This is a genomic window from Kitasatospora sp. NPDC056181, from assembly GCF_042266225.1.
GTDB lineage: Bacteria > Actinomycetota > Actinomycetes > Streptomycetales > Streptomycetaceae > Kitasatospora.
The window spans coordinates 1-13945 of record NZ_JBHJUK010000084.1 but is presented as its reverse complement, the minus strand read 5'-3'; the positions used below and the strand labels follow the sequence as shown (position 1 = coordinate 13945).

At 73.6% G+C, this 13945-nt stretch carries 12 protein-coding genes and 2 pseudogenes; 6 read left to right on the top strand and 8 right to left on the bottom strand.

The genetic code is table 11. The features are described from left to right. Positions 1–37: 37 nt before the first annotated feature. Entirely contained in the window at positions 38–334 is a 297-nt protein-coding gene (locus ACFC1F_RS27510; RefSeq protein ID WP_376162222.1) for an FCD domain-containing protein, read from the bottom strand. A gap of 257 nt (positions 335–591) precedes the next feature. On the opposite strand from ACFC1F_RS27510, the gene ACFC1F_RS27505 reads away from it, so the two are divergent. Then, the gene (locus ACFC1F_RS27505; protein ID WP_376162220.1) at positions 592–1686 is read left to right on the top strand and encodes a DeoR/GlpR family DNA-binding transcription regulator; all 1095 of its coding nucleotides are present in this window, start codon (positions 592–594) and stop codon (positions 1684–1686) included. Here the strand turns inward: ACFC1F_RS27505 and ACFC1F_RS27500 are convergent. Then, positions 1614–2573, bottom strand: a complete 960-nt coding sequence (locus ACFC1F_RS27500) for a pirin family protein (protein WP_376162218.1) — start codon at positions 2571–2573, stop codon at positions 1614–1616. The two genes, ACFC1F_RS27505 and ACFC1F_RS27500, sit on opposite strands and share 73 nt — an antisense overlap. A gap of 184 nt (positions 2574–2757) precedes the next feature. After that, positions 2758–3441 carry a ribulose-phosphate 3-epimerase gene (rpe, locus tag ACFC1F_RS27495; RefSeq protein WP_376162216.1) on the bottom strand — a complete coding sequence of 228 codons (684 nt, stop codon included), beginning with the start codon at positions 3439–3441 and terminating at the stop codon, positions 2758–2760. Between the two features lie 237 nt (positions 3442–3678). Between rpe and ACFC1F_RS27490 the strand changes: the two genes are divergently transcribed. Beyond that, on the top strand, positions 3679–4533 hold the full coding sequence (locus tag ACFC1F_RS27490; RefSeq protein ID WP_376162214.1) for a hypothetical protein: 855 nt from the start codon (positions 3679–3681) through the stop codon (positions 4531–4533). A 251-nt stretch (positions 4534–4784) separates the two neighbouring features. After that, entirely contained in the window at positions 4785–5642 is an 858-nt protein-coding gene (locus ACFC1F_RS27485) for a hypothetical protein (RefSeq protein ID WP_376162212.1), read from the top strand. Positions 5643–5747: 105 nt separating this feature from the next. Here the strand turns inward: ACFC1F_RS27485 and ACFC1F_RS27480 are convergent, their stop codons facing one another. Continuing rightward, complete coding sequence (locus tag ACFC1F_RS27480) at positions 5748–6398, bottom strand: C39 family peptidase (RefSeq protein WP_376162210.1); 651 nt, start codon at positions 6396–6398, stop codon at positions 5748–5750. Positions 6399–6699: 301 nt separating this feature from the next. Here ACFC1F_RS27480 and ACFC1F_RS27475 point away from each other — a divergent pair, with 301 nt between their 5' ends. Then, positions 6700–7968 (top strand): SUKH-4 family immunity protein, encoded by a 1269-nt coding sequence (locus tag ACFC1F_RS27475; RefSeq protein WP_376162208.1) that lies wholly within the window; start codon positions 6700–6702, stop codon positions 7966–7968. Between the two features lie 211 nt (positions 7969–8179). On the opposite strand, the pseudogene ACFC1F_RS27470 reads toward ACFC1F_RS27475, so the two are convergent. The 3 genes and pseudogenes from ACFC1F_RS27470 to ACFC1F_RS27460 form a co-directional block, all read right to left on the bottom strand. Next, a pseudogene (locus tag ACFC1F_RS27470) lies at positions 8180–8674 on the bottom strand (DUF4188 domain-containing protein); the annotation flags it as partial. A gap of 97 nt (positions 8675–8771) precedes the next feature. Further along, positions 8772–9374: a TetR/AcrR family transcriptional regulator gene (locus ACFC1F_RS27465; protein ID WP_209410311.1), complete on the bottom strand. Its 603-nt coding sequence runs from the start codon at positions 9372–9374 to the stop codon at positions 8772–8774. 61 nt (positions 9375–9435) lie between these two features. Next, the gene (locus ACFC1F_RS27460; RefSeq protein WP_376162206.1) at positions 9436–10944 is read right to left on the bottom strand and encodes a PE-PGRS family protein; all 1509 of its coding nucleotides are present in this window, start codon (positions 10942–10944) and stop codon (positions 9436–9438) included. Between the two features lie 120 nt (positions 10945–11064). On the opposite strand from ACFC1F_RS27460, the gene ACFC1F_RS27455 reads away from it, so the two are divergent. Both ACFC1F_RS27455 and cimA read left to right on the top strand, forming a co-directional pair. Continuing rightward, positions 11065–11631 carry a Uma2 family endonuclease gene (locus ACFC1F_RS27455; protein WP_376162204.1) on the top strand — a complete coding sequence of 189 codons (567 nt, stop codon included), beginning with the start codon at positions 11065–11067 and terminating at the stop codon, positions 11629–11631. A 322-nt stretch (positions 11632–11953) separates the two neighbouring features. Then, positions 11954–13573, top strand: coding sequence for a citramalate synthase (cimA, locus tag ACFC1F_RS27450; protein ID WP_376162202.1), 1620 nt, complete (start codon positions 11954–11956; stop codon positions 13571–13573). Positions 13574–13713: 140 nt separating this feature from the next. Here the strand turns inward: cimA and ACFC1F_RS27445 are convergent. Continuing rightward, positions 13714–13945 (bottom strand): annotated as a pseudogene (locus ACFC1F_RS27445) (ATP-binding protein); the annotation flags it as partial.

Here is a 13945-nt window from a genome sequence, read left to right as displayed (position 1 = left end):
GTCGGCCCTCCCCGCCCCACGCATTGCTGCTTTCCGGTCAGTCGGGCTCGGAGGCCGCCGCGCCGAGGGTGCCGCGCAGCCACCGCTCGACCTCGCCGACGTGCACCGTCGCCCAGGCCCGGGCGAGGTCGGGCTGTCGGGCGGCGGCGGCCTCGTGGATCGCCCGGTGCTGCTGCCCGGTCCGCCCGACGGAGCCCTCTTCGGTACGCCCGCGCCAGAGCCGGACGCGGGCGGCCGGGCCGGAGACGCCCTCGATGAGGGAGCAGCGCACGGCGTTGCCCGAACCGGCCGCGAGCCTGCGGTGGATCTCCAGGTCGTTGTCGATTCCGAACACGCCTTCGTTCAAGGCCGGCCGGCCTTGGGCTCCCCCGGACGACGGGGCCGGGGAACGCCGCATCCTTCCGATGCCACGGGCCGGACCTCACCGCCCGGGGATCCCGCACATCTCCTGCCGGGCCCGGCGAGTACCTGCCGCCATCGCCCCTGCGCCGGCCATCCGTCCACACGCGTCCGCACGTGCTCGCCCGCCCTCCTGGAGGTCGGTCCGCCGACCGGAGGCACCCGTACGCCCGTCCGATCGAAAGGGTCCCCGTGGCTCATCAGCTGTTGCTCGCAGCCCAACGCCGGTCGCTGATCCTGGAGGCGACACGTCGGACCGGCGCGGTCCGCGCCGCCGAACTGGTCGAGCGGTTCGGCGTGTCGAATGCGACCATCCGCCGCGACCTCGACACGCTGGCACGTCAAGGCGCCGTACGGAAAGTGCACGGCGGAGCAGCGGCGGCCGAGGCTGCGAGCACGGACAAGCCCGGAGTCCGGAGCGAGCACGCTCGGCCCACGGGCACCGAAGCAGCACTGGCAGACGCCGCAGCCAAGCTCGTGACGCCGGGCAGCGTCGTGGCCCTCTCAGGCGCCAGCACGACGCACGCGGTGGCCTCCCGGCTCCTGAAGATCCCGCAGCTGACGATCGTGACCAATTCCCTGCCGATCGCGGACCTGGTGCGGGCGGCCGACAGCAACGGAGGAGCGGCAGCGCCGCAACTCCTTCTGACGGGAGGCACGCTCACCCGCTCGGCAGCCCTGGTGGGTGCCCTGGCCGAGCAGACCATCCGCTCCCTCCGCGTGGACCTGCTGATCCTGGGCGCGCACGGCGTCTGCACGAAGGCCGGCCTCACCGCGCCCGACCTCGCAGGGGCGCAGACCAATCGGCTCCTGATGGCCGCCGCGCGCCGCACGGTCGTGGTCGCGGACCACAGCACGTGGGGGAACGTCGGACTGAGCAGCTTCGCGGCTCTCAACGAAGTCGACTGCTTCGTCACTGACGACGCGCTCCCGCCAACGGCCCGCAGGGCGCTCGCGGACTCCGTTGGCGAACTCGTGCTCGTCCCAGGCCGCGGCTACGGCGACGTCTCCGTGCCGGAAGACCCGGAGGCAGCCTTGCCCTGTCCCGGCAGGACGGGCGCCCAGCGTTTGATCTCGCGCGACGTACCCGTCAGGAGCGGCAGCGTGATGCGGACCCGCCCCGGGCCACGCCAGGCGCACCGGGAAGGCGTCCGGGGCGGCGGGCCAGTCCCTGACCAGTCACCGAAAGACCCGTCGGTACACGTCTCCGCAGATCAGCGCACCCGCCCCCGGGGCTTCAGCGGGAGCGGGGGGAGCTCCGGGGCCCGCAGGCGGGCGCCGTCGTAGCCGTGGACGTCACCGAACCGGGAGGTCTGCTCCCAGTCGTTCCGCGCCTGGGTGATCTCTTCGCCGGAGCGGCCGATGAAGTTCCACCACATGACCAGCTTCTCCTCGAAGGGCTCGCCGCCGAGGAGGAGGACGGCGGAGTCGGTGCGGGCGAGGAGGGGGAGTTCGCGCCGGTCGCTGCCGAGGTAGAGCATGGAGCCGGGTTCGACGCGGACGCCGTCGACGTCGACGCTGCCGGACATGGAGAGGACGGCGTACTCGAAGCCGGGTTCGAGGGGGAGCTTGAGGTCGGCGCCCTCGGTGAGGGCGAGGTCGGCGCCGACCAGCGGGGTGTAGGCGGTGCCGGGGGAGGTGGCCGTGTCGAGGGTGCCCATGATGACGGTGCCGCGCAGGCCCGGGGCGGTGACGACGGGCAGCTCGGCGTGGTGCTCGAACGCGGGGGCGGTGTGGCGGTGGGCGTCCGGGAGGGCGACCCAGAGCTGGGCGCCTTCCAGGAAGCGGGCGTGCGGGCGCGGGGACTCCTCGGAGTGGGAGATCGCCCGGCCGGAGGTCATCAGGCCCAGCTCGTAGGGGCGGACGGTCTGGAGGCTGCCGAGGCTGTCGCGGTGCAGGACCTCGCCCTGGTGGAGCCAGCTCACGGTCTGCAGCCCCATGTGCGGGTGCGGGGGGACCTGCATGCCGGGCTCGTCGGCGATGTCGTCCGGGCCGTAGTGGTCGACGAAGCACCAGGCGCCGACCATCCGTCGGCCGAGGTTGGGCAGCAGGCGGCGCACGACGGTGCTCTCGCCGAGCGGGACCTGGCGTCCGGTCAGCAGCTCCCGGACGGGGCCGGTGCCGGTCTGCCCGCCGCAGGGGGTCGGGGCGGGCTTGAGATCGAGGTTGCTCATGTCGCGGATCCACCACCGTACGGGTCGGGGCCGGCCGGGGCCGGAGGGTCGTCGGCAACGATCATCCATCAAGCCGGGGTGTTCCTCCACCCACGACGGCCGGGCCCGGGGCGCGGGCCCGGCGTGCGGCCCGGGGTGCGGGGCCCCGCCTGCGGTCCCGCGCCCCGGCTGCCGACACCGCGGGTCAGTGACGGCAGGACCACCAGGCGTCCGCCGTCGCGGCGTCCGCGAGCGAGCGCAGCTTGGCGACGGCCTCGGCCGGGTCCTCCGCCCCGTACACCGCCGAACCGGCCACGAAGACGTCCGCGCCCGCCTCGGCGCAGCGCTCGATGGTGCTCGCCGCGACACCGCCGTCGACCTGGAGCCACAGCTCCAGGCCGTGCTTGTCGATCAGCTCCCGGGTGCGGCGGATCTTCGGCAGCATGATGTCGAGGAACGCCTGCCCGCCGAAGCCCGGCTCGACCGTCATGATCAGCAGCATGTCCAGCTCGGGCAGCAGGTCCTCGTACGGCTCGATCGGCGTGCCCGGCTTGAGGGCCATGGAGGCGCGGGCGCCCTTCGCCCGGATCTCGCGGGCGAGGCGGACGGGCGCTGCAGCGGCCTCCACGTGGAAGGTGACGGAGCCGGCGCCGGCCTCGACGTACTGGGGGGCCCAGCGGTCCGGGTCCTCGATCATCAGATGGCAGTCGAGCGGGATGTCGGTGGCGCGGGCCAGCGACTCGACGATCGGGACGCCCAGCGTCAGGTTGGGGACGAAGTGGTTGTCCATCACGTCGACGTGCAGCCAGTCCGAGCCCCTCACGGCCTCGGCCTCGTCGGCGAGGCGGGCGAAGTCCGCGGACAGGATGCTGGGGCTGATCTGGGACATGGCCGACTACCTTCGTGCGAGGGCTTGCGAGGGCTGGGGCGCCCGGACGACGGACACCCCGCCCCATCATCTCGTGCCGCACGACCGGCGACCGCACCCCGCAGCCACCGCGTGACCGTCATCACACCCCGGTCGGAGTTACCGGGACCGTCACCGCGGTCAAGAGCATCTGAGCGGCCCCCGGCACCCCCGGGCGGCCCCGTCCAGTCGGCAAGATCCACCGAGGAAGGCCTCCCGATGTCCGATCCCGTCCACCCCGCCCGGGCGCTGTGGTGGCTCTTCGAGCCGGTGTACGCCGTCACCTTCCTCCAGCCCGAGAGCCGCGCGGCCTTCGAGGCGGCGGGGCTGGACGGCAGCTGGCGCGGCTATTTCGCCGGCCGCTCGGCTCCGCTGGGCGCGGTGGACGCGCCGCCCGTGATCGCCTCCTTCTTCAGCTTCTCCCCGGCGATGGTGGAGCGGGCGCTGCCCGCGGTGTGGACGCACGCGAGCCCCCAGCAGGCTCTGGCAGCCCGGACCGACGGCTCGGCGGCGGCGCTGACCCGGCTCCTGGCGCCGGTGGAGCCCGAGCAGGTCGAGTCCGCGGCGACCGCGCTGGAGGAGGCGGTGGCCCGGCTGGACTGCGCCGGCCGGGTGCTGGCCGCCGCCAACGCCGCACTCCCCCGGCCCGTGGACGTGTACGGGCGGCTGTGGCAGGCCGCGACCGTGCTGCGCGAGCACCGCGGGGACGGCCATGTGGCCGCGCTGGTCGCGGCGGGGCTGGACGGCTGCGAGGCGCCGGTGCTCCACTGCGCGCTGGACGTGCGCCGGGACGTGATGCAGCCGATGCGCGGCTGGACGGACGAGGAGTGGGAGGCCGCCGCGGCGCGGCTGGTCGAGCGGGGCTGGCTGACGGCGAAGGGGGCGGTCACGGAGCTCGGCCTGATCCGGCACCGGGCCGTCGAAGCCGCCACCGACCTGGCCGCCGGCCGGGTGTGGGAGGGCCTGCCGCAGGGCGAACTCGACCGTCTGACAGCCGCCTTGAAGCCGATCGCGGCGATCTGCCGCGAGCAGATGCCGGTCAACCCGCTCGCGATGCCGCCGGTGCGCCGGTAACCCGCCCGCATCCGAGCAGCGAGACCTCCCCGTGACCCTCCTCACACCCCGTGCAGGGTTATCGTGACCGCCGCCGTGGTCATCAGCCCTGTGCAGCACCATTTCCGCACCTCGATCCGCACCCCGATCCGCGCCTCGATCCCGCACTTCACCAAGCAACACGCGCAAGCAGTGTGCTGTGAGCCGTGCGCAGTTGGCACCACGCGACCGCCGCTCGCCGCGCGCCGCGCTCGTCCGAGGAAGGCCTTCCGTTGACCGAACTGGTCCATCCCGCCCGCGCCCTGTGGTGGCTCTTCGAGCCGGTGCACGCCGTCACCTACTTCTCGCCCGAGGGCCGCGCCGCCTTCGAGGCCGCCGGTCTGCGTGGCGCCTGGCGCGGTTACTTCGCGGGCCGCGCCGCGCCGCTGGGCCCGGTCGACGCGCCGCCGGTGATCGCCGGCTTCTTCAGCTTCGCGCCCTCCATGGTGGAGCGTGCCCTGCCGGACGTCTGGAAGCGGGCCGACCCGGACGCCGCACTGGCCGCCCGGGTCGACGGCGCCTCGGCGGCGCTCGCGCGGCTGCTGGAGCACGTCGAGCCGGAGCAGGTCGAGCTGGTCGCCGACCTGCTGGAGCAGGCGGTGACCCGCCTGGACTGCGCGGGCCGGGTGCTGGCCGCCGCCAACGCCGCCCTCCCGCGCCCGGCCGGCCTGTACGGGAGGCTCTGGCAGGCCGCCACCGTGATGCGCGAACACCGGGGCGACGGGCACGTCGCCGCGCTGGTCGCGGCCGGGCTGGACGGCTGCGAGGCGCTGGTGGTCCGCTGCGCCCTGGACGTGCGCCGGGACGTGATGCAGCCGATGCGCGGCTGGACCGACGAGCAGTGGGACGCCGCCACCGCCCGCCTGGTGGAACGCGGCTGGCTGACCGAGCGCGGCACCATCACGGAGTGCGGCCGGATCCGCCACCAGTCCCTGGAGGCCGCGACCGACCTCGCCGCCACCCGGGTCTGGGAGAACCACCCGCGCGCCGAACTCGACCGGATCGCCGCCGCACTCAAGCCGATCTCGGCGCTCTGTCGCACCGCGCTGCCGCCGATCAACCCGATCGGACTGCCTGCGGCGACGGCCTGACGGCCGGCTCCACCCGACCGGGGCCGCCCGACCGGGGCCGCCCGATCAGGGCTGCCCGAGCTCAGCAGAGTTCGCCGGAGTGCGCCGGAGTCCGCCCGCCCGGGGTCATCCGTCCACCCCGGGCGGGCCGAGCACGATGCCCCGCCCCGCGTAGAACCGCTCGAACTGCCGCCACGGCACGTGCGCGTACGCCTGCGACTCGCCCGCGAAACCGGACGGGTTGTGGATCACCAGCGCTGTCGCCGTGGCGCCCACCGCCAGGACCAGGTGGCCGCCGCGCCGCTGGGGGTCGGGCCCGTCCGGATCCCGGATCGCGGGGTGCACGGACAGCATGACCAGCCGCCCGCCGGCCACCTCCGCCGCCACCTCGGCCGGCGTCAACTCCCGTGCCTGCCCGGTCAGTCCCCACCTCTGGTGGACGTAGGCGGCGAACGGTGTGTGGATCAGGCCGCGCAGCCGCTCGCCGTCCCGCTCGTACGCGCCGGCCGCCAGGCACTCCTCCGCCAGCTGCACCGCTGTCGGCGCCACCCCCCACCAGTGGTCCAGCGCCATCCGCAGGCAGGCCACCCCGCACAGCCGCCACGACCAGTACTCGTACTCCTCGGGCGTGGCCGCCCCCGACTCGCCCCAGCGCGGATCGTCCGCCGCGCTCACCGCGCCGGTCACGATCTCTCGTACCAGGCCCGGCGACTCCCACTGCGCGTAGTACGGCACCTCGTGCACCACGGCCGGGTCGCCGCCGCTTCCTTGCTCCACCGTCCCCATCCCCCGACGCTCTCACGCCGGGCGGGCGATGCCGACCCGCGACACTCACCCCGGCCCGCAAGGGCAACCCCGACAACCCCGACAACGCCGCCGACGACTCCGCCGACGACTTCGCCACCGACGCGCACGCCCACAGCTGCGCCCATGCCCACGTCCACGCCGACGCCCACGCCCACGCCCACGCCGACGCCGCTCGCGCTCCGATGCCGCCCCGCTGCCGAGGGCTGTCAGTAGTGCCCGCTAGTGTCATCCCGATCATTGGGATCATGGAACAACAAGGTGGGGGCGGGTCATGGGCATCGAGCAGGACTGGGACGGGCGCCTGCAACTGGAGCCCCAGCAGCTCCCGGAGCGCCTCTCGCACCTGCCGAGCCGGGAGTTCCTGACCCAGGAGGGCCTGCCCGAGGCCGCGGCCTTCCTCGACTTCTCGGCCCTGGACTTCTCGCCCCTGGACCCCTTCACCAAGGACGGGGGCACCGGGCAGCACCTCTTCGTCCTCGGCGAGACCGCCTACCCCGCCCCCCGGTCCCACGAGGGTGACGCGGTGGTCCTGGACGGGGTGACCGGTCAGGTCCTCCTCGTCGGCCGCCGCCGCGGGGAGCTCCGCCGCGACCTGCTCGCCTCCGGCCTGCCTGCCCTGATCGAGCTGATGCGCGAGGTCGACGTGGCGGCCCTGGCCGCGGAGGAGCCCGACGCGCTCGGCGGCGACCGCGGGCCGGCGATCGTCGCGGAGGTGGTCAGGGTCGTGCGCGAGCGGCTGCGCGCGATCGACCCGGAGCTGTTCGCGCACCACCGCGCCGCTCCCCCGCACTGGGAGACGGCCCTGCTGGTGCGCTCACTCGCCTGGGGTGCGCTCCCCGGCGGGCCGGCCGGGCTCGCGTACGAGTTCGGGCCGGAGCTGGCCGAGGACCTCGCCGCCGTCACCGGGAACGGGCAGGTCCGCCGCTTCCGCCCGGAGGAGCTGCCCGGCGGGCTCACCCACGGGCCGACCCGCCGGCTGCTCACCGACGTCGGCCTGCCGCTCGGCGGCGCCCTGCTGGGCGTGGCCGACGACGGGCCGCTGGTCACGATGGTGGAGGCGTACCCCGAGTACTTCGCGCCCGAGCCCTCCGCCGCGGGCACCGACACTGGCGACGTGCTCACCCCGGACGCCGACCCCGACACCGACACCGACGACGACGACGAGTGGGAGCGCGACCACCAGCGCCACCACGTCGCCCTCGCCGCCTGGCCGCACGACCTGGAGATCACCCTCGACGGCGCCACCGGCCGGCTGGAGCTGCCCGCCTGGAACGACCCCGGCATGCCCGAGGCCTACCTCAACCGGGACGTCTCCGCGCTCCTCTACACCCTCTGGACGTGCGGGCGGATGCGCGCGGAGTGGCGGCGCTGGGAGCACGGGGCCGCCGGCGAGGCGTGGGCGCTCTTCGACCCGCAGGCGCTGCTGAGCGGAGTCGTCGAGGGCGTGCTCACCGCCCTCGATCCGGGCGCGTTCGCCTCCCCCGACCACTCCTGGCAGCTCCTGGCCGACGACCACGCCATGGGCGGCCTGCTCCACTGAGCCGCCCCGGGGCGGCCCGCCCCTACCGGGCCTTCTCCTCTGCTGCGGAGGCCTCCGCAGCAGCCACCGAAGCCGCCCCCGAAGGCACCGAACCCTCCGAAGGCACCGCAGCGCCTTCCCCGTTCGAGCCGTTCGAGCCCTTCGACCCCTTCGAGTCCTTCGAGCCGTTCGAGCCGTTCGAGCCGTTCGAGCCGTTCGAGCCGTTCGAGCCCTCCGAGCGGAAGGCGAACCGGTCCGTCGCCCGGCGCCCGCGGCGATCCAACGGCAGCGAACCGGTGGCCGCCGCCAGCCCGAACGGGGGCATGTCGAAGTAGATCGACTCGTACGACCCCTCGGGCGCGACGTACGTCTCGTGCCAGAGGCCCACGTGCTGCCGGGTCTTGCCGCCGCGCACCTTGCGGTTGGCGATGCCCCACGCCTTGTGGTGGAAGGCGTCCGACGCGGTGGCGTACGCGTACAGCTTCTCCTTCGACTCCCAGTACTGGACGACGTAGTACGTGCGTGGCGAGGCCGTGAGGAGGACGTGTGAGCGAAGTCCGCGCTCGGGCGCCTTGCCCAGCTCGTTGAGCATCTTGAGCATCGCCAGCATCACCGGCCCCCAGTGATGGATGCCCCGGAAGTGGTTGATGCGCATCCCTATCAGCAGCACCACCGTGTCTCCCGTGGCTGCCGCGGTGGTGTATCCCGGAGTCGGTTTGCCGAACACGTCTGCCTCCTGCTGCCCCTCGCCCCATGTAAGCGGTGATTACATCAGCGGGCGACAAGCCGGTCAAGACTTCGCGCAGAACCCAAATCCCGTGCGGTCAACGGGGATTGGCCACTCCTTGGCCAAACGTGTCCAGCACCTTCGTGGCCAGCTCCTCCGCCCGCTCCGGCGGCAGGTATCCGTCGATGATCATCTGTGACAGCCCGTACACCAGGGCCTGCCCGGCCAGCCCCACGAGCGCCGGATCACCCGGGCGCAGCCGGCCGGCCTCCTGGTCCGCGACGATGAAACCGGTGAACGCCTCGTCGATCCCGGACAGCCGCCGCTGCAGCTCCGGTTGCCGTGACGGCGTGAACACCCGTGCCCGGACCAGCTCGAACCGGTGCGGATGCCGGATCGCGTACCGGATGAAACCCAGCCCGATCGCCCGCAGCGCCGACCCCTCACTCCCCTCGATCTCCGCCCGCTGCCACCGCTCGAAGTCCGCCAGCACCTGGTCCGCCAACTCCGTCAACAACGCCTGCCGGTCCGCGAAGTGGCGGAACGGCGCCCCCGCCGACACCCCCGCCCGGCGCGCCACCTCCCGCATGCTGACCGCGCCCAGCCCCTGCTCGTCCAACACCTCGAACGCCGCCGCCACCAGCGCCTCGGGCAGCGCCCCGTGGTGATAACTGCCCCGCCGGGCAGGCCTCTCCGTCATGCCGCCAGTGCTACCACAGGTCACCACCCCGCCGTGCCGCACGACGCCCCGCCGCGCACGGTCAGGCCGGGACCTCGGCCGGGGCGGGTGGCCGGAGCTCCAGGAGGTGGCGCATCACCTCCACCGGCAGCGCCTCGTTCCCGGCGGCGGCCTCGGCCGTCTCCGGGTCGGCCAGGAGACCGGCGAGAACGTGGGCCGGGAGGCGCCGGTCTCCGGCCGCCATGCTGCGGATGCCGTCGTGCGGGTCGTCCAGCAACCGGATCACGGACGCCACGGAGAGACGCCGGTCCCACAGGGCGCGCCGGCGGACGCCGTACGCGGGGTCGCGACCGAGGCGTTCGACCATCTCCTCCGTCGAGTCCGGGTCGTCCAGGGCGAGTTCGCGCATCCGGGGGTCAGGGTGGTCGGCATGGCGGAGGACGTGCTCGCGGGGGAAGTTGGGATGCCCGGGCATGCGGCCGACGGAGGTGCCGCCCCACGTCCGCCACATCTCCGACAGCAGCTCGGCCGGGGCCTGGGCGCAGCTCTCCGCCAGCAGCAGCCGGACGGCGTGGTCCTCGTCGCGGGCGAGGAGGTCGGCCACGTCCTGCGGCAGGTTCTCCGCACAGGCGACGCTGCGGCGCACCAGGAAGTGGCCGGAGGCGGCGAGGCGGCGCATCGCGGCGGGGTCGTCATGCTGCTCCCGGACCCAGTCGAGCAGGGGGATCCGGAGGCCCGGGTCCTTCTCGAACCGGATGCCGGAGCGCTGCTCCTCCGAGAGTTCGGGCCGCAGGGAGACCTGCCAGCGGACGGAATTGTCAGGGTCCTGCCCGAGGACGGCCACCAGGTCCGCATCCAGGCCGGCGTTCTGGGCGACCGCCCGGCGCAGGTCCGCGTCCGGGCCGTGGGCCAGCGCTTCGACCAGCTCGCGGGTGAGGACGCAGCGCTCGGCGGCCCGTTCGCGGGCGGAGCCGTCGGGCAGCGCGTCGAAGTCAGCGGCTGCGAGCGGTACTTCCTCGTGGTGGCGCAGCCGTGCGGTGGCGCGCACCGAGCCGTCCGGGTCCGCGAGGAGGGCCGCCCGGGCGGTGTCGTCGAGGTGCGGCCAGGCGCGCGGTGTCACGGCCCGGCGGACGGACGCGTCCCGGTCGGCGGCGAACGCGACCAGGTGCCGTACGGGAAGGCCGTGGTGGAGCGCCAGCTCGGACCGGACCGGGTCGGCCGGATCGACCGCCAGGAGGTCGAAGGTGGCGTCGGTCAACTCCAGCCCGGCGTCGACCAGTCCGACCAGCAGGATCCGGCGGAGCCAGGCGTCCGCCTCGCGGAAGAGCCGCTCGCGCTGAGCGGGTGTGAGGCCCGCCCGCCCGCCGAGGTTCCTGCGGACACGCGGACGGGGGTGGGCGATCCACGCGTCCACGACCTCCTCGGGCAGCTGCCGGTAGTGCAGCCCGAAGGGCACCCGCTCCTCCGGGGTGTCGTGGAGGATCCCGATCAGGACGTCCGCGGGCGCTGTGCGGTTCTCGGCCAGGCCGTCGCGCCACTTGTGACTCAGCTCTGGCGAGGCGGTGGTCCACGCCAGCACCGGCTCCCACACGGCCCGGCCGTCCCCGTCCCCGTCCGTGGCGGCGGGGGCCCCCGCCGCGGGGGGGCCCCCCGGCCGCGTAACCTCGGAGAGGTCCACCCGTTAGAGCCGGTGAACACTGTGGGAGGGACCGTGACCGCACTGCCGCACGGATTCACCGAGACGTCGTGCACTCCGGAACATGACCTCCTCGAAGCCTTTCTGGCCCTGGACACCCCCGAGGGATTCAAGGCCGAGCTCATCGAGGGGAAGATCGTCGTGACCCCGCCGCCGGATGGTGACCACGAGATTGCGATCGGCCGGATCGTCTGGCAGATCGCCCGCCAGTGTCCCGAGGGCATCGACTTTGCCCCGACGAAAGGTCTGGTCGTCCCGGGCGGACGCTTCATCCCCGACGGTACGTTCGCCGAGACCGACGCGCTGGCGGGACGCGAGTCCTGGTGCAAGCCGGACGGCGTTCTCATGGTCATGGAGGTGACGTCCACCCGTGCCGACAACGACCGTCTGACCAAGCGGCGCGGCTACGCGGCTGCGGGGATTCCGCTGTACCTGCTGGTCGACCGCCAGCGGCACCGGGTCGTCCTGCACAGCGACCCCCGGAAAGCGGACTACTCGACGACGACGGACGTCGCGATCGGTGAGCCGTTGCTCCTGCCCGAACCCTTCGGATTCGAGCTCGCCACAGGCCGTCTGCACTGAGGCGTCCCGCATCCCGAGACGCCCCGGCCGGACTCCGGACCGGTGTGCCAGACTGCGAGCGTGTCCTCGCTTTCGCTGATTATTAGCAGCAGGCGCGCCGGTCCGCAGTGACCGCTCCCGCACCACCCGATGCGGAGCGACCACCAGCGTCCAGACCCGCGCGCAGACCTCTCGCACCCGCGAGGGGTCTTTTGTTTTGCCCCGGACCGGCCGGAGCCCCCACAAGGGGCCGAGGGACACCGGGTGCGCGCGGGATGCTGGACAGTGGAGCCGGGTCCCCGAAACCGGCAGAGCACCACCCGACTCGACACAAGGAGTCCCCATGGCCGAGGCCAGCCGCACCGACGACAGCTTCCACGTCTTCGACACCACCCTGCGCGACGGCGCGCAGCGGGAGGGCATCAACCTCACGGTGGCCGACAAGCTGGCGATCGCCCGGCACCTGGACGAGTTCGGCGTCGGCTTCATCGAGGGCGGCTGGCCGGGCGCCAACCCGCGCGACACCGAGTTCTTCGCCCGGGCCGCCGCCGAACTGGACCTCAGGAACGCCCGGCTGGTCGCCTTCGGCGCCACCCGCCGGGCCGGCGGCAAGGCCTCCGAGGACCCGCAGCTGGCCGCCCTGGTCACCTCGGGGGCGCCCGTCGTCACCCTGGTCGCCAAGGCCCACGACCGGCACGTCGAGCTGGCCCTGCGCACCACCCTGGACGAGAACCTGGAGATGGTCCGGGACAGCGTGGCGTACCTGCGCGCCCAGGGCCGCCGGGTCTTCATCGACTGCGAGCACTTCTTCGACGGCTACAAGGCCAACCGCGCGTACGCCCTCGCGGTGGTCCGCGCCGCGCACGAGGCCGGCGCCGACGTGGTGGTGCTCTGCGACACCAACGGCGGGATGCTGCCGGCCGGCGTCCGCGACATCGTCACCGACGTCCTCCGGGACTGCCACACCTACAAGCCCGGCGCGCGGATCGGCATCCACGCCCAGGACGACACCGGTTGCGCGGTGGCCAACACCCTGGCCGCGGTGGACGCCGGTGCCACCCACGTCCAGTGCACCGCCAACGGCTACGGCGAGCGGGTCGGCAACGCCAACCTGTTCCCGGTGGTCGGCGCGCTGGAGATCAAGTACGACCGCCGGGTGCTGCCGCCCGGCAGCCTGGCCGAGATGACCCGGATCTCGCACGCCATCGCCGAGGTCGTCAACCTGGCACCCTCCACCCACCAGCCCTACGTCGGCTACTCCGCCTTCGCGCACAAGGCGGGCCTGCACGCCTCCGCGATCAAGGTCGACCCGGACCTCTACCAGCACATCGACCCGGAGACGGTCGGCAACACCATGCGGATGCTGGTCTCCGACATGGCCGGCCGCGCCTCGGTCGAGCTCAAGGGCAAGGAGCTGGGCTACGACCTCTCCACCGACCGGGACCTCGCCGGCCGGGTGGTCGCCAGGGTCAAGGAGCAGGAGAACCTCGGCTACACCTACGAGTCCGCCGACGCCTCCTTCGAGCTGCTGCTCCGCGACGAGGTGCGCGGCAGCCGCGAGCGCTTCTACACGCTGGAGTCCTGGCGGACCATCAGCGAGCAGGGCCCCAACGGCTTCTCGGGCAACGAGGCGACGGTGAAGCTCTCGGCCAAGGGCGAGCGGAGGATCGCCACCGGCGAGGGCAACGGCCCGGTCGACGCGCTGGACAAGGCGCTGCGCACCGCGCTGGACGGCATCTACCCGCAGCTGGGCAGGCTGGAGCTGGTGGACTACAAGGTCCGCATCCTGGAGGGCCAGCACGGCACCGGCTCCAAGACCCGGGTGCTGATCGAGACCAGCGACGGCACGGCCGGCTGGTCCACCGTCGGGGTGGCGGACAACGTGGTCGCCGCCTCCTGGCTGGCCCTGGAGGACGCCTACACCTACGGCCTGATCCGCGCGGGCCTGGAGCCCACCGAGTAGCGGCACCGGACGGGCGCCCCCGCACTCGACGTGCGCCCCGTACTCGACGCGTGCGCCCCGCGCGAAACGGGCGCACGCCCACGGCCCACGGACGCCCCCAGGGGTCCGTGGGCCGCACCGTTCGTCCTCCGTCGGCCTTCCTAGCGCAGGCGGGCGAGGAGGGCGTGCTCGACGAGCGTGATGAGGGCGCTCTTGGCGCTGTCACGGCGTCGGGCGTCCAGCGTGACGACCGGGGTGTCGGGGCCGAGTTGGAGGGCTTCGCGGACCTCGTCGGCGCTGTGGGGCTGGTGTCCGTCGAAGCCGTTGAGGGCGACGACGAAGGGCAGGCCGCTGTTCTCGAAGTAGTCGAGGGCGGGGAAGCAGGCGGCGAGG